Consider the following 25,521-nt stretch of genomic DNA (forward strand, 5'->3'; position numbering starts at 1 on the left):
ATTCCCATGCGTTTAATTCGCTTGATGTTCGTGGCCGTACTGAGCCTTGCCAGCGTGACTGCAGTGGCAGATGAAGTGGCGGCCAAGCGCCTGGCCGATCTGTTGACTCAGGCTCAGACGATTACGGCTCGTTTCTCCCAACTCAGTCTGGATGCCAGCGGTACACAGCTACAGGAAACTTCGGGGCAGCTGGTACTGAAGCGTCCGGGACTGTTTCGTTGGCACACTGATCAGCCGATGGAGCAGTTGCTGGTCTCCAACGGAGAGAAAGTCTGGTTGTACGACCCGGACCTGCAGCAAGTCACCATTCAGGCGCTGGATCAGCGTTTGACCCATACACCTGCGCTACTGCTTTCCGGTGATGTCTCGAAGATTCGCGAGAACTTCGAGATCACTCACAATGAAGGCGGCAACGTGGTGGATTTCATCCTCAAGCCCAAAGCCAAAGACAGCCTGTTTGACAGTCTGCGTCTGTCGTTCCGCAACAGTGTCCTGAATGACATGCAACTGATCGACAGTATTGGTCAGCGCACCAATATTCTGTTTATGGGCGTGAAAATGAATGAGCCGCAGGACAACGCTCAGTTCACGTTTGAAATTCCTGCTGGCGCGGACGTCATTCAGGAATAACCCCGAGGCATTACACGCACGTCATGGATTTATTCGGTAAAGCTCCTGTCGCACAGCCACTGGCTGCTCGCTTGCGCGCAACCAGTCTGGATGAGTACGTCGGGCAGGAGCACTTACTAGCCCGAGGCAAGCCGCTGCGCGAAGCCTTAGAGCAGGGTGCGCTGCACTCAATGATCTTCTGGGGGCCGCCCGGCGTTGGTAAAACCACCCTGGCCAAGCTGCTCGCGCAGGTCACTGATGCGCATTTTGAGACCATCTCAGCCGTGCTGTCTGGCGTGAAGGAAATCCGTCAGGCCGTTGAAGTGGCGCAGCAGCATGCAGCGCAGTATGGTCGCCGCACCATTTTGTTTGTCGACGAAGTGCACCGCTTCAACAAGTCTCAGCAAGACGCCTTTTTGCCGTATGTGGAAGACGGCACGCTGATCTTTATCGGCGCGACCACGGAAAACCCATCCTTTGAGTTGAACAACGCTTTGCTGTCGCGGGCGCGGGTTTATGTGCTCAAGAGTTTGGATGAGGCCGCGATGCGCAAACTCGTGGAGCGAGCTCTGACTGAGAGTAAAGGACTTGGGGATCGTCACCTACAGTTGCCGGAAGAGAGTTTCAAAATTCTCATGTCTGCAGCGGATGGCGATGGCCGCCGCCTGCTGAACTTTCTCGAAAATGCCGCCGATCTGGCGGAAGACAACGGTGAGATCGGCACCGAGCTGCTTCTGGATTTGCTGGGCGACAGTCGCCGTCGCTTCGATAAGGGCGGAGAAGCTTTCTACGATCAGATTTCGGCGCTGCACAAGTCGGTACGCGGCTCCAGTCCAAATGGCGCGTTGTATTGGTATGCGCGGATGCTGGATGGCGGTTGTGATCCGCTGTATATCGCCCGTCGTGTGGTGCGCATGGCCAGTGAAGATATCGGCAATGCTGACCCGCGAGCGCTGACGCTGTGCCTTAATGCCTGGGATGTACAGGAACGCTTAGGCAGTCCTGAGGGGGAGCTGGCAGTGGCGCAAGCCATCGTCTATCTGGCCTGTGCGCCGAAAAGCAATGCGGTTTACACCGGCTTTAAGGCGGCTATGCGCGATGCGTCTGAGTTTGGTTCGTTAGAGGTGCCGCTGCACTTGCGCAATGCGCCGACCAAGCTGATGAAGCAGTTGGGCTATGGCGATGAATACCGTTATGCCCATGATGAGCCAGATGCTTTTGCGGCGGGCGAGGATTACTTCCCGGAAAATTTCGAGCCGCGTGAGTACTACCAGCCAGTGCCGCGCGGCCTTGAGCTGAAGATTCGCGATAAATTACAGCACCTGAAAAATCTCGATGCGAGCAGCCCCCGGCAGAGGCGTAAACCATGATGCGACTGGCATTGGCGATTGCTTTGGGTGGGGCTGTCGGCTCGGTTATGCGTTTTTTTCTCGGTCAGTGGGTTGTAGCGCAATGGCCACGTCATTTCTATCTCGGCACTCTGACCGTAAATGTTCTTGGCTGCTTGCTAATTGGTGTGCTGTCGGCATTGTTTCTGATGCGCAGCGATCTCCCGGTTGAGTTGCGTAGTGGGCTGATTGTTGGCGTGTTGGGAGGCTTTACCACCTTTTCCTCGTTCAGCCTTGAGTTGTTCAAGTTATTTGAAGGTGGCCGCACCGCTGAGGCACTGGCCTACCTCGCCGTGAGTGTGGTGACTGGCATTCTGGCTGTCTGGGCTGGCTTTGCCTTAGTACGTATTTATCATTAACGCCCGGTGATGTGGCAACAAGGCCGTCTAAAGCCTTAAACTGCACTATTGCTTGCGTGGTTCAGCCATGCAAAACCCATTTTTGAAGTGTTGAGACTCCAAACATGCTCGATTCCAAACTCGTTCGTACCCAGCTCCAGGAAGTGGCTGAGCGCTTGGCGACCCGCGGCTTTGTCCTCGATGTCGCGCGCATTGAAGCCCTGGAGGCGCAGCGCAAAACTGTACAAACCCGCACAGAACAGTTGCAGGCCGAACGTAACAGTCGCTCAAAATCCATTGGCCAGGCCAAGCAGCGTGGCGAAGACATCGCGCCGCTGATGGCTGAAGTCAATCAGATGGGTAACGACCTGGAAGAGGGCAAGCGTCAGCTGGATGCAATTCAGACTGAGCTCGATCAACTGCTGCTGAGCATCCCTAACCTGCCTGACGCTTCCGTGCCGGTTGGCGCTGACGAAGACGACAACGTCGAAGTGTCCCGTTGGGGGACGCCGCGTGAGTTCGACTTCCCGGTACAGGATCACGTCGCGCTGGGTGAGAAGTTCGGCTGGCTGGACTTTGAAACAGCCGCCAAGCTGTCCGGTGCCCGCTTTGCTTTGCTACGTGGTCCGATTGCCCGTCTGCACCGTGCGCTGGCCCAATTCATGATCAACCTGCACACCGCAGAGCATGGTTATGAAGAGGCCTACACGCCTTATTTGGTGCAAGCTCCGGCGCTGCAGGGCACTGGCCAGCTGCCGAAGTTTGAGGAAGACCTGTTCAAGATCGGACGTGATGGCGAGGCGGATCTCTACCTGATCCCGACTGCTGAGGTGTCGCTGACCAATATCGTGGCTGGTGAAATCCTTGATGTGAAACAGCTGCCGCTGAAACTGGTTGCTCACACACCTTGCTTCCGCAGTGAAGCGGGCGCTTCCGGGCGTGACACCCGCGGCATGATTCGTCAGCACCAGTTCGACAAGGTCGAGATGGTTCAGGTTGTCGAACCGAGCAAGTCCTTCGAAGCACTGGAAAGCCTGACCGCCAACGCCGAGCGTGTGCTGCAACTGCTTGAACTGCCATACCGCAAACTGGCGCTGTGCACCGGTGATATGGGCTTCGGTGCGGTTAAAACCTATGATCTGGAAGTGTGGATTCCGAGCCAGGACAAGTACCGCGAAATCTCTTCTTGTTCCAACTGCGGGGATTTCCAGGCGCGTCGTATGCAAGCCCGTTACCGCAACCCGGAAACCGGCAAGCCGGAACTGGTGCATACCCTGAACGGTTCTGGTCTGGCGGTTGGCCGTACATTGGTTGCAGTGCTGGAGAACTACCAGCAAGCCGACGGCAGCATCCGTGTGCCGGAAGTGCTCAAGCCGTACATGGCAGGTATTGAAGTTATCGGCTAAGCCTTTGCTGATGCCGTAACGGGGTGGCTGCGGCCGCCCCGTTTTGTTTTGAACAATCGAGTGTGCGCGTCATGGAATTTCTCCCTCTGTTTCACAAGCTGCAAGGCCGCCGGGTATTAGTTGTAGGTGGCGGTGAAGTGGCGCTGCGCAAAGCGCGCCTGCTGGCTGATGCCGGTGCCACGCTGCGCGTGGTGGCGCTGGATATTGTGGGAGAGCTTGAGCAGTTGGTTCGGGCAGTGGGCGGTGAATTGCTGCTGCGGGGGTATCAGGCGGCTGATCTGGATAAGACGGTGCTGGTTATCGCCGCAACGGACGATTCAGAGCTGAATGCGCAAGTGTCGGCGGACGCTCAAGCGCAGGGTATTCCGGTCAATGTGGTGGATGCTCCGCAGCTGTGCAGCGTGATTTTCCCGGCTATCGTTGACCGTTCTCCGCTTGTGGTCGCGATCAGTAGCGGTGGTGATGCGCCAGTTTTGGCCCGCTTGGTGCGGGCCAAGATTGAGACTTGGTTGCCAGCCACTTACGGGCATCTGGCCGGTTTAGCCGGGCGTTTTCGGCATCGGGTTAAGGCATTGCTGCCGAATGTCCAGCAGCGCCGAGTTTTCTGGGAAGAGGTGTTTCAGGGGCAAATTGCCGAAAGCGTCTTTGCAGGCAAGCAGCAGGAAGCTGAGCAGTTGCTGGAGAACAAGCTGGCGGGCAATGCTGAGCGTAATGTCGGTGAGGTGTATCTGGTTGGTGCAGGACCGGGTGATCCCGACTTGCTCACCTTCCGTGCTCTGCGCCTGATGCAGCAGGCGGATGTGGTGCTGTATGACCGTCTTGTTGCGCCAGCCATCATTGAGTTGTGCCGGCGTGACGCAGAGCGCATCTATGTCGGCAAGCAGCGCTCTGAGCATGCGGTGCCGCAGGATCAGATCAATCAGCGTTTGGTTGATCTGGCCAAAGAGGGTAAGCGTGTGCTGCGCCTGAAGGGCGGTGATCCCTTTATCTTTGGGCGTGGTGGCGAGGAAATCGAGGAGCTGGCATCCCATGGCATTCCGTTTCAAGTGGTGCCGGGCATTACCGCAGCCTCTGGCTGTGCGGCATATTCAGGTATCCCGCTGACGCACCGGGACTATGCGCAGTCCGTGCGTTTCGTCACCGGTCACCTGAAAGATGGTACGACCAACTTGCCGTGGACTGATCTGGTCGCACCAGGGCAAACCCTAGTGTTCTACATGGGGTTGGTTGGCTTGCCGTCGATCTGTCAGCAACTGATTGCCCACGGCCGCTCAGCTGATACCCCAGCGGCGCTGATCCAGCAGGGCACGACGCAGAATCAGCGGGTCTTCACTGGCACGCTGGCGACCTTGCCGCAGCTTGTGGCTGAGCATGAGGTGAAGGCTCCGACACTGGTTATTGTCGGTGAGGTGGTTAGCCTCAGGGGTAAACTGGCTTGGTTTGAGGGCGCTCAATCCCAGCTCTAAAGCTGGTGATCAGGGCCCTGCGTGAGCCCTGATGCGTCAGAGGCAGTTGGTCGGCTTGGGTAAACCTGCCAGCTTGGCTGCCAGCTTAGCTGGGGTGCCGTTGAATAGGCGATTCAAGTGCAGGCTGTTGCCTTTGTCGGTGCCAAGGTGCAGGGCTGCGTATTTGATCAGCGGGCGGTTCGCGGGTGACAGTTGGAATTCGTCGTAGAACTTGCGCAGTAAGTGCAGGATTTCCCAGTGTTCAGGGCTGAGCTCGATCCCTTCCTGAGCCGCCAGCGCTTGAGCGGCGTCCTCAGACCAATCTGTCAGTTCAACCAGATAGCCATCCTTGTCCAGAGGCAGTTCGCGCCCTGCAACCTGTAATGTGCTCATAGCCACGAATTCACTTTGTCGTACTGGTAGCAAAGCTCAACGAACGCGTTGTAATCCACCAGTTGGACGTTGTGGTCAGAGCTGATGTTGCGAGCCGTAACGTCCTCTTCCAGCGCATACAGCGCTTTTGTGGCTTGCGTAAGTTTGCCGTTGGCGTCAGAGCCGGTTTGCAGGGCATAAACCGCATCACCGCTCAGTAGCAGGCCGTCTTGCTCGCCCAGCAAGCGCAGACAGCTTTCAAGGCTGCTGTTGGAGTAGGGCGAGTGGGATAGTACATGCAAGGTAGCCATTAGATCGTAATCACCTGGTCAAAGCGGTCTATCAGGGCACGGATATCAGCTGGTGCCAGTTGCTCTGCGGGCAAGGCCATAGGAGCGTCGAGGAGACCGCGGGCTTGCAGGCTGTGCTGGCAGGCAAATAACGCGTCGACACCGAATATGGGCAGCGCTTGCAGGTTGGCGCTCAGGTCTTTTTGCTCAAGGTCGCGGGGCTGCTGGTTTGCACTGAGCTGAAATACGCCGTCATCCATAAACAGCATGGCAATTGGCAGATCGAAAGCGCCTCCGGCTAAGGCGATATCCAGCGCTTCACGTGCCGATGGGCCGCTCCATGGAGCTTGGCGGCTGATGATCAGCATCGACTTGGCCATCTCAGTTGTCTCCAAAGCAGATTAGACGATCAGCAAGCTGAGAGGCCTCGTGCAACTGGCCCAAGCCGGAAAGCTCCCATGGCGCGTGAGTGTTAGCCGCAGGTCGATTGTAGCGCTGCGCTTCCTGCTCATTCAGTATGCCCCGGCGAAGGGCCGCAGCAATGCAGATGACGGCATCTAACTGATGTTTCTCGATCAACGCGCGCCATTCGCCCGGTAGATCCAACTCATCTTGCGGGCTGACGATATTGCTCGATGCTGTGTGAACGCTGTCCTGATAGAAGAACAGGCGCACGATTTCATGCCCAGAATTCAGGGCTGCTTCGGCAAAGCGCAGAGCTCGGCGTGAAGAAGACGCGTGAGGTGGAGAAAACAGAGCGATTGCGAATTTCATAGCGGGCCACATAAAGCAATTAGGGCGAATGATAAGGCCTTGCTGTCCCATACACAAAAGCGCAGGCAACAAAAAAGCCCTGCCGGCGCTTGCCTGGCAGGGCTTTGAGGTTAACCCTCTGCATTAGTCGTCGCTGCCCATGATGCCGAACAGCTGCAGCAGGCTTACGAACAGGTTGTAGATCGACACATACAGGCTGATGGTGGCCAGGATGTAGTTGCGTTCGCCGCCATGAATGATGGCGCTGGTCTGGTACAGGATGCAGACCGAGGAGAACAGTACAAAACCAGCGCTGATCGCCAGTTGCAGGCCACTGATCTGGAAGAAGAAGCTGGCAACCACGGCGCCTAGCAGGACAAAGAAGCCGGCGGTGATAAAGCCGCTGAGGAAGCTCATGTCTTTGCGGGTGGTCAGCACATAAGCAGACAGACCGCAGAACACCAGTGCCGTCATGGCAAAGGCGGAGCTGATAACTTCAGCGCCATTGGCCATGCCCAGATAGCGGTTAAGGATTGGGCCAAGGGTGTAGCCCATAAAACCGGTCAGAGCGAGGGTAGAAACCAGGCCCCAGCCAGAGTTGCGCAGTTTTACCGTAAGGAAGAACAGGCCGTAGAAGCCGATCAGCACCACGAAGATATTCGGATAAGGCAGGTTGGCCTGCTGAGAGAAGTAGGCCACCAGACCGCTGAAAGCGAGCGTGATTGCCAGCAGGCCGTAAGTATTGCGCAGGACGCGGCTTACCTCCTGCTGTTCCGCCTGGGAGTGATCCAGTGCGTAATTGTGTTGAGTCATGTTGAAACTCCTGATTTCTGGTGAATCCATACTAAGGATACCGGCGACTATAGCAGAGCTTTTTCATCTTCCTGCACGAAGAGTTTGACAGTGTGTAACTATCAGGTAAGATTGCCGCCCGCAAACGCCGGAAGCGTGGCAGAGCGGTTGAATGCAACGGTCTTGAAAACCGTCGAAGGGGAAACTCTTCCGTGAGTTCGAATCTCACCGCTTCCGCCATATACGAAACCAAAGCCCCGTTTTATACGGGGCTTTGGCGTTTCTGAGGCAGGGGTTTTGCGCAACTCATCTCCTGATTTTTTAGCCTTCCGCCCCATCCCAGCAACTGGTATCAAAGCCGCTATATTGATGGCGGACTCTAAAGCCTGCTGCTACTGAAAGCGGGGAGGCGTAGCCCGGTCTGTTTTTGTTTGGGGGGCGTTGAAACATTGCTGTAGCTCAGTGAGCGTACGGGCAACAGCCTGCTGCGACATCGGTCAGGCAGTTGAGAGGCCAACTGACAACTGGCTTCATTTTTCAGTAATGGCACATTTATACTGTATGTATGTACAGCTTTTGTGGTGTGTGCCATGCCCTTCGACTACCTCGGACGAATTTCCCACGGAGGGGGAAGCTATCCGTTCTTTTCTTTCCGGGTGCCCGCTGGCTTCCCGAGCCCTGCGCAGGATCACCTGGAGCGGGATATTTCCTTAGACGAACTGTTCAATCTGCGGGCTCCGCATACGTACATAGTGCGTGTGACCGGGGATAGCATGGTGCAGGCAGGTATCTTTGACGGTGATCTGTTGCTGGTGGATCGCTCTAAAGAGCCGCGCAGCGGGGATATCGTCATTGCGGCGTTGAATAGTGAGCCGCTTGTGAAGCGCTTCAGCATTGAAGGGCAGATGACGGTGCTGCGTTCTGAGAATCCTAAGTATCCGCCACGCTACATTTTGGAGTCCGATGAGCTGTCTATCTGGGGTGTGGTGCGTTTCAGTGTGAGAAGCCACAACCATGGCTGAGCGAGTCTTTGCGCTGATCGACTGCAATTCTTTTTATGCGAGCTGCGAGCGGGTGTTCCGGCCCGATCTGGCGCGTGTACCTATCGTGGTACTGTCGAACAATGACGGCTGCGTGATTGCCCGTTCGGCGGATGCTAAGCCGTTCGTGAAGATGGGCGAGCCGTATTTTCAGATCAAGGACAAGCTGCGTAAGCACGGCATTGTGGCGTTCTCAAGCAATTACGCGCTGTACGGTGATATGAGTCAGCGGGTGATGACGGTCATAGAGTCGATGGTCCCGGCGCTTGAGGTGTATTCGATTGATGAGGCGTTTGTAGAACTGACCGGCCTGCCAGCAGGCGCGATTGAGCGGCTATGCCGGGATATCCGTGCCCAGGTGCTGCGCTCTACGGGCATTCCAACTGGGGTTGGTATCGGCTCTTCGAAAACACTGGCCAAACTGGCGAACCATGCGGCTAAACGCTGGCAGCGGCAAACGGGTGGGGTGGTGGACATTCTGGACCCGGTGCGCCGCGACAAGCTGCTGAAGGCGGTGGAGGTCAGCGAGGTGTGGGGCATCGGCAAGCGGATGACGGCTCACCTTGAGGCTATGAGCATCAAAACTGCATGGGACTTGGCGCAGGCCGATGCCTGGACGCTGCGTAAGCAGTTCAGTGTGGTGGTGGAGAAAACCGCCCGTGAGCTGCGGGGGATTTCGTGCCTGGAGCTGGAGCACGTTGTACCCAATAAACAGGAGATTTGCTGTTCCAGGATGTTCGGCAAACGGATTCGTGAGTTACCTCCTATAAAGGAGGCGGTGGCCAGCTACGCGGTGCGGGCGTGCGAGAAGCTGCGCCGGCAGAGGTCGTTGTGCAAGAAGGTGCGCGTCAGTATCCGAACCGGCATGTTCAACCCTGAGGAAGCAAAGTACGCACGAGGCTTGATCTGCGAGTTGCCGTACCCAACGGATGACACTCGGGTCATCACCAAAGCGGCAGTTGAGGGCGTTGAGCAGATTTTCAGGGTAGGGCACGCATACGCCAAAGCAGAGGTGCTGCTGATCGATCTGTGTCAGCGCGGCGAGTACACAGACGATCTGTTCGCTACTACCCAGCCAGCTGCCGCCGAGAAGGTCATGAAGGTCATGGACACTATCAACGCCCGATGGGGCAAAGGCACCCTGCGTCCAGGTGGAGTCCCAGCAACTCCCGGTTGGTCCATGCGCCGTGAGCTGCTAAGCGCAAGCTACACGACGCGGTTGGATCAGCTGTGGGAGGTGGGGGCTAAATAACGGCTAAGGCAGTTCGTTGTAGCCGCTCACGAGGATGTAGAAGTAGGGGATTTGCGACCAATGTTCCCGTTCACTGATGGTGGTCTCTTCTGAGGCCATGATGACGGTGAAGTTATGGCCAGTTCCTTCGTCTATGTATGAACCATTGGGGGCATCCCACTGGCAGCATGAACGCCTGAGCGCGGGCATGCCAAACGTAGCGCTTAGATACGCTTCCGCTGCTGTGGCGTCAACACCTTTCACTCGGTAACGGGCTGTGAAGGGTTGGCCCTGTCTGTCTTTTTCTACAGTGCAGCTTTGGTACTCAATGGCACTTGGTTTGTTTCCAAGATCATCAAGTAAGTCTCCACAGCTGAGGTCTGCGTTGGCGCAGCCTGAAAGTCCTAGCAGAAATGTCAGAGCGAGAAGGGGAAGTACGTTTCTCATAATTCAGGCCGTCACGATCAGGTCGCCAATGAATTTGCCGTTGTTACCTCGTTCCCGTTTGTTGATGAGGTAGTCATAGATGGCATTCCATTTGAGCAGTTCGTAGAAGGTTACGCAGCCTTCCGAAAGATGACCAATGTGAATGTAGCGGGAGCTGTTGGTGGTTGTACCTTGCAGAGCTATCGGGAACCAGACGTCTGTGCAGCGGATTTGACCAGGGTGCGCGGCACGGTAGCCACTCGTGGGGATGTTGGCGTGTGAGTAGTCAGGGGCCATGATTTTGTGACGCCCCACTGGGATTGGGGTGTAGCCGTGACCCCACACGCTGTTGAGGGTAACTCTGGCTGTGTTGCCATTGAACGTTGTAACTGCCCATTGCTGGGGGTTGGTGTCTCCACGGATCTCTGAACGTATTTACTCAGGTTTCCCTGCATATTTGACCTGCACCGTGGCTGGGCCTGAAACGCCGCCAGTTTTCAGAAACTTTGCCGCATTTCCGTCTTTTAGGCTGGCCTCTCTGCCGACATATTCGCCGTTTCCATCGGCTATCCGAAAGTAAGTCCTGCCGTTGGTTTTCCTGATGAGTGTCACTTTGGTGTACTCACAGATGAAAACGACAGGGCCGCTAGGCTCCAGTTTTACGCCGAGCCAGCCAGTATCGTCTGCCCTTCGGCTGTAAAGCATTTGAACTTGTATTGTGTGAGTGCTTCCGCTGACTGAGTTTGAGGCCGAGCGGTTGTTGGCCAGTACGTTGGTCATCCCTACATCCCTTTGCTTTGGGTTAGTCAGGCGAGCTCGTCCAGCTCAATCTGAATCTCTTCTTCGCGGGTAGTGGGTATACGCCGTGTTTTGCCAAAGGCGTCAGTCGTACCTCTGAACACTTGGCCAGAAGGCTGCCGTCCTGATGGCTAGATCACAACCTGCCCCCACCTCAACGCAGTCATAACCAATGTGAAGCAATCTACGTAGGCACGCAGACATCTAATTACTGACTTTTGGCCGTTTAGGCCACCTTCGGTTTTGCCTGATGCGATTACTATGCGACCACGCATCATCCATATTGGGCATAACAATGAATAACAATTTACCCAATGCACCTCATGTACAGGTGCTGATTGTTGGCAGTGGCTTTGCCGGTTTAGGCATGGCGATTCAGCTGCAGCAGGCGGGGTACAGTGACTTTCTGCTGCTGGAGAAAGCGGCTGAGCCTGGGGGCACGTGGCGCGATAACAGCTATCCGGGAGCGGCTTGTGACGTGCCGTCCCATCTCTATTCGTTCTCCTTTGAGCCTAAGCACGACTGGAGTCGCAAGTTCGCGCCTCAGGCGGAAATCCATCAGTACAGCTTGCATCTGATCAGTAAATACCGACTCGCCGAGCGCATCCGTTGCAATGCCGAGGTCAGCAGTGCGGCCTTTGTGGAGGAGAACGGCGGCTGGCGTGTGACCCTGAGCGATGGGGAGGAACTGACCTGCGATGTGCTGATCAGTGCCTGTGGCCAGCTCAATCAGCCGGCGTATCCGGCGTTGCCGGGGTTGGCACAGTTTCAGGGGCAGGCCTTTCACTCTGCGCGTTGGCGGCATGACCTGGATTTAGAGGGTAAGCGCGTGGCGGTGATTGGTACGGGGGCGTCGGCCATTCAGTTTGTCCCGCAGATTCAGCCCAAAGTGGCGCAGTTGATGCTGTTCCAGCGTTCGGCAGCTTACGTGCTGAGTAAGCCGGATCGCGCCTACAGCCGGTGGGAGCAGGGTTTGTTCAAGCGTGTTCCGCTGTTACAGCGGGTGAATCGAGGCCTGATGTATCTGCATCATGAGGTTCGCGGTTTGGCGTTTATCAGCCTGCCGTGGCTGATGACGTTTATGCGCCGCAGCTTTGACCGGCATCTGCGCCAGCATATTACTGATCCGGCCTTGCGCGAGCGTTTGCAGCCGGATTACCCCATGGGCTGCAAGCGCATTCTGATCAGCAACGATTACCTGCCGGCGTTGGCGCAGCCGAATGTGCAGGTAATAACCGATACCATCAGTGAGGTCCGGGCTCATTCAATTGTTACGGCGGATGGACGCGAGCACGCCTGCGATACGCTGATTTACGGTACAGGCTTTGCTGCGACGGAGTTTCTTTCGCCCATGCATATCACCGGGCGTGGCGGGCAGGTGCTTAACGAGGTGTGGCGCGATGGCGCAGAAGCGTACAAAGGCATCAGTGTCAGTGGTTTTCCCAATCTGTTCATTCTGTATGGGCCGAACACCAACTTGGGCCACAACTCGATTCTGTACATGCTGGAAAGCCAGTTCCGCTATGTACTTGGCTGCATGCGGTTGATGACGCAGCGGGGCCTGCGCTGGATCGATGTGAAGGCAGACACGCAGGCCCGTTATAACCGCACCGTGCAAGCTGATTCCCATCGCACGATCTGGGAACAGGGATGCACCAGTTGGTACAAACTTGCATCAGGCAAGAATACCAATAACTGGCCGGGTTATACCTTTACATACCGCTTTCAGACCCGAAAACCGGAGCTGCATGACTATGACTGTCACCGCTGAGTTCATTACACCTGCGTCTGAGCAGGGATTGCTGCGCGCGATTCTGCGCGGGGGATTGCGCCTGTTTTTCCGCAGTTTGGTGCGGCCGCCCATGCCGATTGCCGGTCAGCGTGCGGTGCTGCGCATGCTGACTGCCATCAGTCCGCCGCCTGCCGGGGTTGTGCGCAGCGCTGGAACATTGGCGGGCAGGGGCTGTGAGTGGCATCGACCAGCATGTAGCAGTGGCACGGTACTGCTGTATCTGCATGGCGGGGCTTATCTGATCGGTGGGCCTAATACGCACCGGGCCATCTGTGCTCACTTGGCCAAGCGCGGGCAGATGGATGTGTGCGCGCTGGATTACCGGCTGGCTCCTGAGCATCCCTATCCGGCCGCGCGGGAGGATGCTGTGGCGGCGTTTCAGGCACTGATTGAGCAGGGCTACAAGCCCGAGCAGATTGTGATTGGCGGAGACTCGGCTGGCGGAAATCTGAGCTTGATCACCAGCCTCTACCTCCGTGACCAAGGCTTACCGCAACCTGCCGCGTTGGTGTGCTTTTCTCCGGTGACGGATTTTACCGGTGAACACATTCATCAGCCGCCAGCAGGGGATCCGCTGCTGTGTGAGGCCTGGATGCACCAGGCGGTTTCACTGTATTGCCCGGCCGATGTGCAACCGGGCGATCCTGGTGTTTCGCCGCAATATGCTGATTTGACCGGGCTAGCGCCGCTGCTCATTCAGGTTGGTGAAGATGAGCTGCTGCGTAATGACAGTTTGCGTTTTGCTGAAAAGGCCCAAGAAGCTGGAGTAGAGGTGCAACTCCAGCGCTATGTGGATCTGTGGCATGTGTTTCAGGCGCATGCCGGGTTGCTCAAAGTTGCTGATCGGGCGCTGGCTGATGTAGTCAGTTTCATACGGGCTCGCGGTTGCTGAGCACCGGGCGCAAATGGTGTATCCGTTTGTAAGATTTCTCGCTTAAGACGGATTGCGGAACTAGTCTGCGTATATGACTGCCACAGTTAGGCTTAGGCAGTTATAGGCATCGGCCGGAGATCATCCGGCATTCCGCATCACTCGCTGTGTTAATCGAGCATCGGCTGTAATGCATGTTGCAGGGGCCGTTCTGTTGTCTCCCAACGGCCTGTTTCAGGTACTGAATCGCTTCAGAGGTAATCATTTATCGTCGCAGAAGGAGATCAGATTATGGGCAGGGCATTGCATGAGGAGAACCGCGACAACCTGTTCCGCCGCATGAAAGAGGGCGGCTTTGATTTTTCCCGCTTTTATCCCATCGAGTTTTACGCCGTATTTCCAGATGAACAACGAGCCCGCGAGGCCACCCGAAAGTTTCGCGGAGAATCCCTGCACGCCCAGGTTTCGGAACGTGAGGACGGTGTCTGGAGCCTACAGGTGTGCAAGGTGATGTCAGCAACGCGTAATGGCATTGGTGATTTTGAGCAGGATCTTGAGTCAGTGGTGATTCCGCTGGGTGGGGAACTGGATGGCTGGGGAGTTACGCAGGAGGCCAGACCTTAAGCCATATTGACCGTGCCGCCTGCAACGGGTGGCGCGGTGTTGCACTGCCTCGACCGCAAAGGCGCCTTAGGGCATGCTGCGCGGTGGAGGCGAACGATGACCGATATTCTGATTTTGACCCACAGTGAATACTGTCCACCAGCTTACCTGGCTGACGTGCTGGATGCGGCGGGTTGTGCTTATCAGGTGCTGCGTGCCGATCACGGCGAACTCAACGGCATCGACCTGGACCGGCCCAAAGCCGTAGCCATTATGGGCGGGCCGATGAGCGTGAATGATCCGTTGCCCTGGTTGGATACTGAACTGGCCGCGATTGCTCATCTGCTCAAGCGTGAGGTGCCCATGATTGGCCACTGCCTGGGTGGCCAGCTACTGGCCAAAGCGCTGGGGGCACCGATTGCGCCCATGGGTTACACCGAGAGTGGCTGGCAGATCATGACTCGCTGCGATCAGGTGCAACCAAGCCCATGGTTGGAGCATGTACCTGATCAGTTTGCGATCTTCCAGTGGCACGGCGACACCTTTGCCGTGCCTGAGGGGGCGCAGCCCTTGCTGAGCAGCCCGTGGTGCGCCAATCAGGGGTTTAGCTGGGGCGATAAAGTGTTGGCCTTGCAAGGCCACCCGGAAATGACTGAAGCGCTGGTGCGCGAATGGCTGACAGATTGGTATCACTTGCTTGATGAGACCCAGCCAAGCCAGCAAAGCCAGGAAGTTATGTTGGAACAGTTGCCAAGACGCGTGGCAGAGCTGAACCAGGTGGCAGCGGGCTTTTACCGACGCTGGCTGGGGTTGGCCGGGCTCAATTGAGCTCGCTGTAAAATGGCGCGTTCGCTGAAAAAGCTAAGGGGAGCGTGCACGATCTTGGTGCGACATTCATTCTTTATGTTTGTAACTTGTTGAATTGGAAGTAAATGCCGTGCTGGCGCGGGCTTTGCTACGACTATGCCATGTCTGGATGACAAGGAGTTCGGCATGGCCCGCACCTTCTATGATGAGATGTACGACGCGAGTGGCGCTGTCCGCCCGCATTACCAGGCATTCGCCCGCTGGTTGGCAGGCACTCCGGAGGAGCTGCTGGCACAGCGCCGCCGTGAGGCCGATCTGCTTTTCCACCGCGCGGGGATTACCTTCACCCTGTATGGCGATGATCAGGACACCGAGCGCCTGATCCCATTCGACATCATCCCCAGAGCCATTCCAGCTAGCGAATGGCGGACCATTGAGCGCGGCTGCATCCAGCGTGTGCAGGCGCTGAATATGTTCCTCGCAGACCTTTATCACGAGCAACGCATCATCAAGGCCGGGATCATTCCGGCGGAGCAGGTGCTGGCCAACGATTGTTATCAGATTGCGATGCAGGGCCTGACGCTGCCGCATAACCTCTATGCCCACGTAGCTGGGGTTGATCTGGTGCGCGATGGCGACGGCAGCTACTACGTGCTGGAAGACAACCTGCGCACGCCCAGCGGTGTCAGCTACATGCTGGAAGACCGCAAGATGATGATGCGTCTGTTCCCGGAGCTGTTCGCGGCGCAGCGCATTGCGCCGATTGATCACTACCCGAGTCTGCTGCTCGACACCCTGAAATCCTCCAGCCTGATGGACAACCCCAACGTGGTAGTGCTGACACCTGGCCGTTTCAACAGCGCTTACTTCGAACATGCCTTCCTGGCGCGGGAAATGGGGGTTGAGCTGGTGGAGGGGGCGGACCTGTTTGTCCGTGATGAAAAACTCTTTATGCGCACCACCGCAGGGGCTAAGCAGGTGGATGTGGTGTACCGCCGTCTGGACGATGCCTTCCTTGATCCGCTGGCATTCAATCCTGAAGCCGTGCTGGGCGTACCGGGCCTGCTCTCGACGTATCGCAGCGGCAATGTGGTGCTGGCCAACGCGATTGGTACAGGCGTAGCGGATGACAAATCCATCTATCCCTATGTCGGCGAGATGATCCGCTTCTATCTGGATGAAGAACCGATCCTGAAAAACGTGCCGACCTGGCAGTGCCGCAATCCGTCGGAGCTATCCCATGTGCTGGCCAATCTGGGGGAACTGGTGGTCAAGGAAACCCAAGGCTCCGGCGGCTACGGCATGCTGGTTGGCCCAGCGGCAACTAAGGCGGAGATCGAAGCCTTCCGCCAGCGCCTGATCGCCAAGCCGGACGGTTACATCGCCCAGCCGACTTTGTGCCTGTCGACTTGCCCGACCTTTGTTGAGAGCGGCGTGGCCCCCCGGCATATCGACCTGCGTCCGTTTGTTCTGTCCGGCAAGGAAACCCGGGTGGTGCCCGGTGGCCTGACCCGTGTGGCGCTGCGTGAAGGTTCGCTGGTGGTCAACTCATCCCAGGGTGGCGGTACCAAGGACACGTGGGTGGTTGAGGATTAAGTACCACCCGCAACGAATGCTTCGAACGGTTTAAAACGACCATCAAAACACTGGCAGGCTGCATGGTTGCAGCCTATGACCAAGAGGACACCCTGACTATGCTGAGTCGCACGGCCTCTGATTTGTACTGGATGTCACGCTATCTGGAGCGCGCGGAAAACCTCGCACGCATGCTGGATGTGAGCTACTTGTTATCACTGATGCCCCATGACGACCGCGGCAATGGTTTGGAAGAACTGACCATGCCCCTGGTGATCACGGGCACGCTGGAAGACTATCAGGTGCGTTACGGTGAGCTGCATGCTGAGCGCATGCTGCACTTTTTCGCCCTGGATGCGAGCAATCCGGCCAGCATCTACTGCTGCCTGCAAGCAGCACGGACAAACGCCCATGCGGTGCGCGGGCGGATTACGGCCGATATGTGGGAGAACATCAACGCCAGCTGGCTGGAAGTGCGCGGTATGGCCGATCAGGGCCTGGGCAGCTATGGCATCAGCCGCTTCTGCGAGTGGGTGAAAGAGCGTTCGCACCTGTTCAGAGGCGCGACCTTCGGCACCATCATGCGTGGTGATCCATACCGTTTTATTCGCCTGGGAACCTTTATTGAGCGCGCGGACAACACCCTGCGCCTGCTCGATGCCCGTTATGAAATGCTTGGTGAGGACATCGACGAAATCGATGGCCGCCCAGCTCGCAGTTACTACCAATGGACGGCGCTGTTGCGGGCGCTGTCATCTTTCGAGGCATTTGCCGAGATTTATCTCGGCTCGCCCGGCACCCGCAAGGTGTCCGAGCTGTTGTTGCTGCGCCCGGAACTGCCCCGTTCGCTGCGCTCATGCATGGATGAACTGAGCCAGATCCTCGCCAGTATTCCCGGTGAGAACGGCCGCCCGGCCCAGCGTTTAGCGGCGGAGCTGGTGGCACGCCTGAGCTATACCAGCATTGATGAAGTGCTGGATGAAGGTCTGCACACCTGGCTCACCGGATTTATCCAGCAGATTCGCCTGCTGGCTCAAGCCATCCACAGCTCCTATCTGGAGGTCGCATGAGACTCTCAATCAGCCACGACACCACCTATCACTATGAAGATCAGGTACGCACCAGCATTCAGTATCTGCGTATGACGCCCCACAAAAGTGAGCGCCAGCAGGTATTGAGCTGGACGCTGGAGTTGCCGCGCCCGGCGCGTCCGCAGCTCGATCCTTACGGCAACATTCTGCACGTGCTGACGCTGGATGAGCCGCATGAGTCTATTGTCATCCGCGCCAAGGGCGAGGTGGATATTGATGATCTGCGTGAAGCCGAACATGAAGCCGGATCACCCTTGCCGTTCCTGCGCTCAACCCGGTTGACCACGGCTGATGAAGCGCTGCGTGAATTTGCCATCATCAATAGCGGAGGGCGGCGCGACCGCACTGGGATGATCGACCTGATGCACGCGCTGAACGAGCACATTGCCTATCAGCCGGGCGCTACAGCGGTGGATACCAGCGCGGCGGAATCATTTGCCGGGCGTAAGGGGGTGTGTCAGGACCACGCCCATACGTTTCTGGCTTGTGCCCGCAGCTTGGGAGTTCCTGCGCGTTATGTGTCCGGCTACCTGTTCACTGAAAGTGAGGAACATCTGGCCAGCCACGCTTGGGCGGAAGCCTGGTTGGATGACGGTTGGTACAGCTTTGACGTGACGAACAGCCTGGCCCGACCGGAGCGACACCTGAAACTGGCAGTCGGTCTGGATTATCTCGATGCCTGCCCGGTGCGCGGTATGCGCCGTGGCGGCGGGGCTGAGCAGATGCACGCCAAGGTTGAGGTTGCATCGCTAATGCAGGCGCATCAGCAGTAACGACTGGTCCGATGGACGGTTGCAATTACTACCAACGAACGATGGTGATAGCTGACGCATCGGGGAATATGGGGTGACTGTCGTTCATTGAATACGAGGTCACCCCATGAGTGCTTTAACCACGTTGCGCCAACTGTCTGGATTACCTGCGGCTCCGGCTGCTTTGAGCGAGTCGGCGCTGATCATTGTGGATGCGCAGAATACCTATCGCACTGGCGTTATGGCGCTTGAAGGCGTGGAAGCCGCGCTCGATCAATGCAAGCTGCTGCTGGAGCGTGCGCGTCAGGCTGGCATTCCGGTCATTCATATTCAGCACGATGCGGGCGAGGGTTCACCATATGACATCAGCGCTGAGATTGGTGCGATTGCCGATAAAGTTGCGCCGATTAGCGGTGAGCCGGTAATCGTCAAACACTACCCAAGCTCCTTTGTGCAGACCGACTTGCATGAGCAACTCCAAAAGATCGGAGTTAAGAACCTGATCATCAGCGGGTTTATGACCCATATGTGCATCAACTCAACCGCGCGCGGAGCCTTTAGCTTGGGCTATTCCGTTTTGGTAGCTGCCGACACCACCGCAACTCGGGCACTGCCTGCTATTGATGGCGCAGCTGTGAGTGCCGCAGACGTACAGCGCAGCGCGCTGGCCATGTTGGGCGATCTGTTTGCAGTGGTGGTTCCGCGTCAGGCTGATATTCCTGACTGAGTGCTTCGGATCGGCCTCAGCTAGTGCAGCAAAGGCGCTGTTTTAAAGAGTGTTGCGGTGAGTACCGTTTCAGCCTAATCAATCCGGCGCGCCGAGCTGCTTTCTGCCAGCCATATGTCTGAGATAACTGATCAGGTCGCCAAGGGCCTGATCACTCAATACTTCAGCGGAAAAGCTTGGCATTCGCCCTTGAGGCCATTGCCGCAGGCTTTGCGGGTCGCGGATGTACTGGTACAGAAAGTTGCCACTGAAATACTCCGTCGGGTTATACGGCACATTCAGGTCAGGGCCAAACTGCGCATCGCCCTCACCATTAAGCGTGTGGCAAGCCAAGCAGTTCTTCTGAAACTGGATAAAGCCATTGTTTACGGCGACATCGGCCTGCGGGGCGGGCAGAAGCTTGGGGAAACGCTCATCGACGGGGGCCAACTGGCGGATAGCGGCTACCTGAAATGGCCATTGCTCAGGGCCAATTTGGCTGGCGGCCGGGTTTTGCCATACCAGATAGAAGGGGCCTGCGCTGGGTTTGTGTTGACTGATGCGGGGCCAGGGTTGCGCGGGGTCTTCAATGGCCAGCCAAGCTTTGCTGCCGGTGGCACTAAGTAAAGGAGCTGCCGGTATTTCTGCGGCGAATCCATCGGTTGCCTGTACTTGCAGGTGATCACCGGCGTTAACCCCATCAAGTAATGCCGCGATCGGCACCGCACGGTAGCGCATGGTGCGTTTATAGGTGACGTCGTCGGCTATCTCGATCAACTGAGTTTGAGGGTGTTCGAGCAGCGCTTCGGTGCTGAGTGCTTTACTGGCGGAACCGAGCTCAAGGCGCAGTACCGCGGCATACAGTGGGCTGCTGACAGCAAGCGTCAGCAGCACTAGGGCCAGATGTTTTCTCAATCCTGTAATTCCAACGCGTCTTTCAGTTCTTTATAACCGCCTGCGTTAATCACGTGGGTGTAACCCAGCGCCCGTAAGCTGTCGAGGGCGATGCCTGAGCGGCGGCCGCTACGGCAATAGAGGACGATTGTGGTGTCTTTATCCGGGGCCAGCGTAGTGATTTGCTCGGCGATGTGTTCGTAGCTGATGTTTTCCGCGCCGTCCAATGCTCCTTCAGCGAATTCGGCCTCAGTTCGAACATCAATCAGTACGGTTTCAGGGGATTGCAGGGCATCCACAGCGGCGGTGATTTCCGCTTCGCCGGCAAATAGTGTGGTGCTGAAGAGCAGTGCAGCTGCAGCTAATGAACGCATGGCAGAAACTCCGTAGCAGGACGGAGACTACCCTAGCATGGCTTACGCCTGGCTGCGCGTTTCGCAGTAATGGATACGCGGCTTGCCTGTTTGCGCATCGGCAGACAAGGCAGCCGCGCCAACATCAGCTAACGAGTTGGGTCAGATTGGGCAGGATCAGAACAACGGCGGTGGCAAAGACAATCATGCCGGCCTGGCGAATTTTGATTGAGTTATGCATGGCGATTGGCCTGTTGTTTTTTACGGCGCAGTCACGCGCTGTTTATTCAGCGCTGTATAGACCTGGCCTCGGATTGATCAAGTAAGCGCCCCGGCAAAACCCGGCGGCAGCGTGGTTATAGATGGCTCCACGGCTGAAAGAGTCACCTTTTTGAACTCTAGAATTCAGGCTGCGTGACCATAGATGCATTACTTCCTAAAAGGTGACCGCTGCGTCATTTTCAGTTATGACAAATGACGCCAAATCGGGCTTCGCCTCAGGCGGCAGAGCGGTTTCGCTGCAGCTTTCGGATTGCGACCGTTTGTCTGAGCGCAGGTGTCAATTGCCCTGAGCGCTTCGGTCATTGAGCCTTGAGAGCGGCGGCGTAAGGTAAGCCAACCTAACAAGAACAGGCGCGTATAGCGCTGCGCCTAACCACTGCAAGTCTGAGGACGCCATGACCGAAGCATTTATTTTCGATGCGGTGCGCACGCCCCGCGGCAAGGGCAAGAAGGACGGATCGCTGCACAGCGTCAAGCCAGTTGACTTGGTCGCTGGCTTGCTAAAGGCCCTGCAAACGCGCAACAACCTCGACACCAGCCAGGTTGATGATGTGGTGCTCGGCTGCGTTACGCCTATTGGTGATCAGGGCGCAGATATCGCTAAAACCGCTGCCATGGTCGCGGATTGGGATGTGAGTGTCTCGGGTGTACAGCTCAACCGCTTCTGCGCCTCGGGCCTTGAAGCGGTGAACATCGGCGCAATGAAGGTGCGCTCCGGCTTTGAGGATCTGGTTGTAGTCGGCGGCGTGGAGTCCATGTCCCGCGTACCGATGGGCTCCGATGGCGGCGCCTGGGTGATGGACCCGGCCACCAACATGCACACCCATTTCACGCCGCAAGGCATCGGTGCCGACCTGATCGCTACGCTGGAAGGTTTCAGCCGCGAAGATGTCGACAACTTCGCTTTGCGCTCCCAGCAGAAGGCGGCGCGCGCCAGCAAAGACGGCAGTTTTAAAAAGTCGCTGGTTTCGGTTACCGATCAAAACGGCATCGTGCTGTTGGATCACGACGAATTTATCCGTGGCGACTCCACCCTAGAAGGCCTCGGCAAGCTCAAACCGAGCTTCGAGATGATGGGGCAGATGGGCTTTGATAGCACCGCCTTGCAGGTCTACAGCCACGTAGAGCAGATCAACCACGTGCATACGCCGGGCAACAGTTCGGGCATCGTTGACGGCTCGGCGCTGATGCTGATCGGCTCTGAGGCCAAGGGCAAAGAGCTGGGACTTAAACCGCGCGCGCGTATCGTCGCCACCGCTGTCACCAGTACCGACCCAACCATCATGCTTACCGGCCCGGCTCCGGCTACGCGCAAGGCACTGGCCAAAGCCGGCCTGAGCGTTGAAGACATCGACCTGTTCGAGGTCAACGAAGCCTTCGCTTCGGTCGTCATGAAGTTTATGAAGGACATGGGCGTCAGCGAAGACAAAGTCAACGTCAACGGCGGCTCCATCGCGATGGGCCACCCGCTGGGCGCAACCGGTTGCGCCATCCTCGGCACGCTGCTGGACGAGCTTGAGGCGCGTCAGTTGCGCTACGGCCTGGCCACCCTGTGTGTGGGCGGCGGCATGGGTATCGCCACCATCATCGAACGTATCTGAGCGCAACGGGATAGCCCGGTGCTTAAGCACATTTGGCAAGAGAACTCTAACAATGACTGACGCCATTCGTTATGAAAAAGGTCAGGACAATATCGTCGTCCTGACCATGGATATGCCCGGCCAGAGCGCCAACACCATGAACGCCGTGTATCGCGAGGCGATGGGCGCAGTGGTGGATCGCCTTGAGGCGGAAAAAGACAGCATCGCCGGGGTGATTTTGACCTCTGCAAAAAAGACCTTCTTTGCCGGTGGCGATTTGGGGGAGTTGATCAAAGTCACCAAGGCCGATGCCAAAGACTTCTACGAGATGATCCTGCGCATCAAAGGCCAGCTGCGCCGTCTGGAAACCCTCGGCAAACCGGTTGTGGCAGCGATCAACGGCGCTGCTCTGGGCGGCGGTTGGGAAATCGCATTGGCCTGTCATCACCGGATCGCGCTGGATAACCCAAGCGTGCAACTGGGCCTGCCGGAAGTCACTCTCGGCCTGTTGCCGGGCGGTGGCGGGGTGGTGCGCATGGTGCGCCTGCTGGGGCTGGAAAAATCACTACCGTATCTGGCAGAAGGTAAAAAGGTGCGCCCGGATGCAGCGCTGAAAGCAGGGCTGATCCATGAATTGGCCACTGATGTAGACGACATGCTAGCCAAGGCACGCGCTTGGATCGCAGCCAACCCGACAGCGGTGCAGCCATGGGATGTTAAAGGCTACAAAATCCCCGGCGGCACACCGTCCACCCCAAGCGTGGCACAGATGCTGGCCATTGCCCCGAGCGTGCTGCGCGACAAAACCAAAGGCTGCTTCCCTGCGCCGGAGAAGATCATGTGCGCTGCTGTGGAAGGCGCGCAGGTGGACTTCGACACCGCACAGATCATCGAAGCCCGTTACTTCACTGAGCTGACCACCGGTCAAGTGGCCAAAAACATGATTGGCACCTTCTGGTTCCAGCTCAACGAAATCAACGCCGGTGGCTCCCGTCCGCAAGGCTTTGCGCCGTACGTGACCAAGAAGGTCGGCGTGCTCGGCGCGGGCATGATGGGCGCAGGTATCGCCTACGTCTCTGCGGCTGCCGGGATCGACGTCGTGCTCAAAGACGTTTCAGTGGAAGCGGCAGAGAAGGGAAAGAGCTATTCCGCCAAGCTGCTGGATAAGAAAGTCAGCCGTGGCCATATGACCGCTGAGAAGCGCGATGCGGTGCTGGCGCGGATCAAAACCACCGATAAAGAAGCTGACTTCGAAGGTTGCGATTTGATCATCGAAGCGGTGTTTGAAGACCGTGAACTGAAAGCTAAGGTCACCGCAGCAGCAGAATCTGCGGCCCTGAGTGATGCGGTAATCGCCTCCAACACCTCAACGCTGCCTATCACAGGCCTGGCCAATGCGGTGCAGAAGCAGGACAAATTCATCGGTCTGCACTTCTTCAGCCCGGTCGACAAAATGCCGCTAGTGGAAATCATCAAAGGCGCCAACACCAGCGATGAAACCCTGGCTCGTGGTTTTGACTACGTGATGCAGATTAAGAAAACGCCGATTGTGGTCAACGACAGCCGTGGTTTCTTCACCTCCCGCGTGTTCGGCACCTTCACCAACGAAGGTCTGGCCATGCTGGGGGAGGGCGTGTCTGCTGCAATGATCGAGAACGAGGCGCGCAAAGCCGGCATGCCGGTTGGCCCTCTGGCGATCAGTGACGAAGTGTCCATGAGCCTGATGGATCACATTCGCAAGCAGACCATCAAAGACCTGGCTGCCGAAGGTAAGCAGATCCCGGATCATCCGGCTTATGCGGTGATCGACCTGATGCTCAACGAATACAAGCGTCCGGGCAAAGCCGCTGGTAGGGGCTTCTACGAGTATCCGGCTGGCGGTAAGAAATTCCTCTGGCCTGAGCTGAAAGCGCGTTTCGAGAAGGCCGACGCGCAGATTTCGCAGGAGGACGTCCGCGACCGCATCCTGTTTATCCAAGCCATCGAAACCGTGCGCTGCGTGGAAGAGGACGTGCTCAAGTCGGTTGCTGACGCCAATATCGGCTCCATCTTCGGCATTGGCTTTGCCGCCTGGACCGGCGGTGCGCTGCAGTTCATCAACCAGTACGGCATTAAGGACTTCGTGGCCCGCGCCCAATATCTGGCTGAACAATATGGCGATCGCTTCCTACCACCAGCTTTGTTACTGGAGAAGGCGGCCAAAGGCGAGCATTTCTAAGGTTGGCTGAGTAAGGTGTTCAGACGAAAAACCGGCCCTAGTTAATCGGGCCGGTTTTTGTTACCGGATGAATCGCCTAAAGCAGATTAACGCCACACCGGAATGGTACCGGAGGCAGTGCGGCGGTCACCGGCCTGTCTGAGGGTGCGGGCCAGTTCAGCAATGCGTTGTTCGCCTTTCTCCAGTGCCGCTGCAGATGAATGCACGGAGTAGCTGCCTAAGTGCAGCGGGTGTGGGTGAGGCACGGCCGAGCCGAGTACAAACACGGCGTCTTCATCAGAAGGATTTTCCAGGTCAATGGCGGCGCTGCCGGCCGCAAATGTGGCCATTTCACCGGCATGCAGCGCAATGCCTGCCCCCAACTGCCCTTTGGCGATAGCCAGCCAGGCAAGGCTGTGACCGCTTGGTGGCTGATAAATCCAGTGTTCCCCGGCCTTTAAGGTAACCAGCAGGTAATTAATGCCTGCCGGAGCATTTACCGGACTGCGGCTACCTTGGTACTCCCCGATGATGACGCGGGCCGGGCCGTTTTCAGGAATGGACTTGGCTTCGAAGTACTGACTTTCAGGCTGGCCGTTTTCCAGCTCTGGGGGAAGCGCCAGCCACAGCTGGAAGCCGGTCAGACGCGGGACGTTCTCCACGATCATCTCTTTGCCATGCCAAACCCCGGCAGCGGCTTTCATCCACTCAACGCCGCCATAACTGATGGTCCCGGCACCAGACTCCGGAACGTCAAAGCGCATGCTGCCCTCCGGCAGGACGGTGACAGTGGCAAGACCCGAGTGCGGATGCAGCGGCATAGAACCCAGTGCCTGAATATTTGCACCATGCGCCTTGAACAGATCAAGAAACACAAAGGGCTTGAGAATTTGTCCCAAGTCGGATGGGCTCATCAAGCGAGTGATCGGCCCATGGCTGTGACCTTCCGTGACATGAATGACAGGCCTTGCGGATAAGGCACGGTTGCTGGTGTTCATCAAAGTGCGTCCTGCGATTGAATAGGGGGAGTGGGCAGTGTTCTGCTGCACTGAGTAGTGCGAATGCTGTCATCAAAAGCATACGTCCTGCCGGGCATTGACTAAGCGCAACAAGATGGCCGGCAGAGGCTC

28 protein-coding genes and 1 tRNA gene are annotated in these 25,521 nt (G+C 57.2%); 18 read left to right on the forward strand and 11 right to left on the reverse strand.

The window, feature by feature from the left end; genetic code table 11:
* Positions 1-6: 6 nt before the first annotated feature.
* The 5 genes from lolA (at position 7) to cysG (ending at position 5,207) form a co-directional block, all read left to right on the forward strand.
* Entirely contained in the window at positions 7-630 is a 624-nt protein-coding gene (lolA, locus tag AO726_RS14150) for an outer membrane lipoprotein chaperone LolA (protein WP_058068700.1), read from the forward strand.
* Positions 631-653: 23 nt separating this feature from the next.
* Positions 654-1,979: a replication-associated recombination protein A gene (locus AO726_RS14155; protein WP_058068701.1), complete on the forward strand. Its 1,326-nt coding sequence runs from the start codon at positions 654-656 to the stop codon at positions 1,977-1,979.
* The gene (crcB, locus tag AO726_RS14160) at positions 1,976-2,356 is read left to right on the forward strand and encodes a fluoride efflux transporter CrcB (RefSeq protein ID WP_058068702.1); all 381 of its coding nucleotides are present in this window, start codon (positions 1,976-1,978) and stop codon (positions 2,354-2,356) included. Before AO726_RS14155 ends, crcB begins: the two co-directional genes overlap by 4 nt.
* A 104-nt stretch (positions 2,357-2,460) precedes the next feature.
* The gene (serS, locus tag AO726_RS14165) at positions 2,461-3,741 is read left to right on the forward strand and encodes a serine--tRNA ligase (RefSeq protein WP_058068703.1); all 1,281 of its coding nucleotides are present in this window, start codon (positions 2,461-2,463) and stop codon (positions 3,739-3,741) included.
* A gap of 71 nt (positions 3,742-3,812) precedes the next feature.
* A complete protein-coding gene (cysG, locus tag AO726_RS14170) occupies positions 3,813-5,207 on the forward strand; it encodes a siroheme synthase CysG (protein ID WP_058068704.1) in 1,395 nt (464 codons plus the stop codon).
* A gap of 36 nt (positions 5,208-5,243) precedes the next feature.
* Here cysG and AO726_RS14175 read toward each other — a convergent pair whose 3' ends face one another.
* The 5 genes from AO726_RS14175 to AO726_RS14195 all read right to left on the reverse strand — a co-directional run bounded on the left by AO726_RS14175 (position 5,244) and on the right by AO726_RS14195 (position 7,414).
* Positions 5,244-5,579 (reverse strand): TusE/DsrC/DsvC family sulfur relay protein, encoded by a 336-nt coding sequence (locus AO726_RS14175; protein WP_058068705.1) that lies wholly within the window; start codon positions 5,577-5,579, stop codon positions 5,244-5,246.
* Positions 5,576-5,869 (reverse strand): sulfurtransferase complex subunit TusB, encoded by a 294-nt coding sequence (gene tusB, locus AO726_RS14180; protein ID WP_058068706.1) that lies wholly within the window; start codon positions 5,867-5,869, stop codon positions 5,576-5,578. Before tusB ends, AO726_RS14175 begins: the two co-directional genes overlap by 4 nt.
* Positions 5,869-6,228: a sulfurtransferase complex subunit TusC gene (gene tusC / locus AO726_RS14185; RefSeq protein WP_058068707.1), complete on the reverse strand. Its 360-nt coding sequence runs from the start codon at positions 6,226-6,228 to the stop codon at positions 5,869-5,871. The genes tusB and tusC overlap by 1 nt, the downstream gene beginning before the upstream one ends.
* 1 nt (position 6,229) lies before the next feature.
* The gene (tusD, locus tag AO726_RS14190; RefSeq protein WP_058068708.1) at positions 6,230-6,622 is read right to left on the reverse strand and encodes a sulfurtransferase complex subunit TusD; all 393 of its coding nucleotides are present in this window, start codon (positions 6,620-6,622) and stop codon (positions 6,230-6,232) included.
* 123 nt (positions 6,623-6,745) lie between these two features.
* Positions 6,746-7,414, reverse strand: coding sequence for a Bax inhibitor-1/YccA family protein (locus tag AO726_RS14195; protein WP_058068709.1), 669 nt, complete (start codon positions 7,412-7,414; stop codon positions 6,746-6,748).
* 129 nt (positions 7,415-7,543) lie between these two features.
* On the opposite strand from AO726_RS14195, the gene AO726_RS14200 reads away from it, so the two are divergent.
* The 3 genes from AO726_RS14200 to umuC all read left to right on the forward strand — a co-directional run bounded on the left by AO726_RS14200 (position 7,544) and on the right by umuC (position 9,685).
* Positions 7,544-7,633 (forward strand) — tRNA-Ser (locus AO726_RS14200).
* A gap of 350 nt (positions 7,634-7,983) precedes the next feature.
* Complete coding sequence (locus AO726_RS14205) at positions 7,984-8,415, forward strand: LexA family protein (protein ID WP_058068710.1); 432 nt, start codon at positions 7,984-7,986, stop codon at positions 8,413-8,415.
* Complete coding sequence (gene umuC / locus AO726_RS14210) at positions 8,408-9,685, forward strand: translesion error-prone DNA polymerase V subunit UmuC (RefSeq protein ID WP_058068711.1); 1,278 nt, start codon at positions 8,408-8,410, stop codon at positions 9,683-9,685. The genes AO726_RS14205 and umuC overlap by 8 nt, the downstream gene beginning before the upstream one ends.
* Before the next feature lie 3 nt (positions 9,686-9,688).
* Here the strand turns inward: umuC and AO726_RS21610 are convergent, their stop codons facing one another.
* The 3 genes from AO726_RS21610 to AO726_RS21445 all read right to left on the reverse strand — a co-directional run bounded on the left by AO726_RS21610 (position 9,689) and on the right by AO726_RS21445 (position 10,870).
* A complete protein-coding gene (locus AO726_RS21610; RefSeq protein WP_058068712.1) occupies positions 9,689-10,111 on the reverse strand; it encodes a DUF4952 domain-containing protein in 423 nt (140 codons plus the stop codon).
* A 3-nt stretch (positions 10,112-10,114) separates the two neighbouring features.
* Positions 10,115-10,387 (reverse strand): hypothetical protein, encoded by a 273-nt coding sequence (locus tag AO726_RS21440; protein ID WP_241492113.1) that lies wholly within the window; start codon positions 10,385-10,387, stop codon positions 10,115-10,117.
* Positions 10,388-10,525: 138 nt separating this feature from the next.
* On the reverse strand, positions 10,526-10,870 hold the full coding sequence (locus AO726_RS21445) for a hypothetical protein (RefSeq protein ID WP_241492114.1): 345 nt from the start codon (positions 10,868-10,870) through the stop codon (positions 10,526-10,528).
* 313 nt (positions 10,871-11,183) lie between these two features.
* Between AO726_RS21445 and AO726_RS14225 the strand changes: the two genes are divergently transcribed.
* The 8 genes from AO726_RS14225 to AO726_RS14260 all read left to right on the forward strand — a co-directional run bounded on the left by AO726_RS14225 (position 11,184) and on the right by AO726_RS14260 (position 19,106).
* Positions 11,184-12,659 (forward strand): flavin-containing monooxygenase, encoded by a 1,476-nt coding sequence (locus tag AO726_RS14225; protein WP_058068713.1) that lies wholly within the window; start codon positions 11,184-11,186, stop codon positions 12,657-12,659.
* Positions 12,643-13,572 carry an alpha/beta hydrolase gene (locus AO726_RS14230; protein ID WP_058068714.1) on the forward strand — a complete coding sequence of 310 codons (930 nt, stop codon included), beginning with the start codon at positions 12,643-12,645 and terminating at the stop codon, positions 13,570-13,572. The genes AO726_RS14225 and AO726_RS14230 overlap by 17 nt, the downstream gene beginning before the upstream one ends.
* 270 nt (positions 13,573-13,842) lie before the next feature.
* Positions 13,843-14,175, forward strand: coding sequence for a ribonuclease E inhibitor RraB (locus AO726_RS14235; protein WP_058068715.1), 333 nt, complete (start codon positions 13,843-13,845; stop codon positions 14,173-14,175).
* A 96-nt stretch (positions 14,176-14,271) separates the two neighbouring features.
* Positions 14,272-14,982 (forward strand): type 1 glutamine amidotransferase, encoded by a 711-nt coding sequence (locus AO726_RS14240; protein ID WP_058068716.1) that lies wholly within the window; start codon positions 14,272-14,274, stop codon positions 14,980-14,982.
* 165 nt (positions 14,983-15,147) lie between these two features.
* The gene (locus AO726_RS14245) at positions 15,148-16,557 is read left to right on the forward strand and encodes a circularly permuted type 2 ATP-grasp protein (protein ID WP_058068717.1); all 1,410 of its coding nucleotides are present in this window, start codon (positions 15,148-15,150) and stop codon (positions 16,555-16,557) included.
* Positions 16,558-16,655: 98 nt separating this feature from the next.
* On the forward strand, positions 16,656-17,606 hold the full coding sequence (locus AO726_RS14250) for an alpha-E domain-containing protein (protein ID WP_058068848.1): 951 nt from the start codon (positions 16,656-16,658) through the stop codon (positions 17,604-17,606).
* Positions 17,603-18,400 (forward strand): transglutaminase family protein, encoded by a 798-nt coding sequence (locus AO726_RS14255; RefSeq protein ID WP_058068718.1) that lies wholly within the window; start codon positions 17,603-17,605, stop codon positions 18,398-18,400. The genes AO726_RS14250 and AO726_RS14255 overlap by 4 nt, the downstream gene beginning before the upstream one ends.
* Positions 18,401-18,506: 106 nt before the next feature.
* The gene (locus AO726_RS14260) at positions 18,507-19,106 is read left to right on the forward strand and encodes a cysteine hydrolase family protein (RefSeq protein ID WP_058068719.1); all 600 of its coding nucleotides are present in this window, start codon (positions 18,507-18,509) and stop codon (positions 19,104-19,106) included.
* Positions 19,107-19,184: 78 nt separating this feature from the next.
* Here AO726_RS14260 and AO726_RS14265 read toward each other — a convergent pair whose 3' ends face one another.
* Both AO726_RS14265 and AO726_RS14270 read right to left on the reverse strand, forming a co-directional pair.
* Complete coding sequence (locus tag AO726_RS14265; RefSeq protein WP_241492115.1) at positions 19,185-20,000, reverse strand: cytochrome c; 816 nt, start codon at positions 19,998-20,000, stop codon at positions 19,185-19,187.
* Positions 19,997-20,353 carry a rhodanese-like domain-containing protein gene (locus AO726_RS14270; RefSeq protein WP_058068720.1) on the reverse strand — a complete coding sequence of 119 codons (357 nt, stop codon included), beginning with the start codon at positions 20,351-20,353 and terminating at the stop codon, positions 19,997-19,999. The genes AO726_RS14265 and AO726_RS14270 overlap by 4 nt, the downstream gene beginning before the upstream one ends.
* Positions 20,354-21,009: 656 nt before the next feature.
* Here AO726_RS14270 and AO726_RS14275 point away from each other — a divergent pair.
* Both AO726_RS14275 and AO726_RS14280 read left to right on the forward strand, forming a co-directional pair.
* Positions 21,010-22,215 carry an acetyl-CoA C-acetyltransferase gene (locus AO726_RS14275; protein ID WP_058068721.1) on the forward strand — a complete coding sequence of 402 codons (1,206 nt, stop codon included), beginning with the start codon at positions 21,010-21,012 and terminating at the stop codon, positions 22,213-22,215.
* Positions 22,216-22,267: 52 nt separating this feature from the next.
* Complete coding sequence (locus AO726_RS14280; protein WP_058068722.1) at positions 22,268-24,412, forward strand: 3-hydroxyacyl-CoA dehydrogenase NAD-binding domain-containing protein; 2,145 nt, start codon at positions 22,268-22,270, stop codon at positions 24,410-24,412.
* Positions 24,413-24,498: 86 nt separating this feature from the next.
* Here the strand turns inward: AO726_RS14280 and AO726_RS14285 are convergent, their stop codons facing one another.
* Entirely contained in the window at positions 24,499-25,389 is an 891-nt protein-coding gene (locus AO726_RS14285; protein WP_058068723.1) for a pirin family protein, read from the reverse strand.
* Positions 25,390-25,521 lie beyond the last annotated feature (132 nt).

It is taken from the genome of Pseudomonas sp. TTU2014-080ASC (assembly GCF_001446935.1).
In the GTDB taxonomy this organism is placed as follows: Bacteria; Pseudomonadota; Gammaproteobacteria; order Pseudomonadales; family Pseudomonadaceae; genus Aquipseudomonas.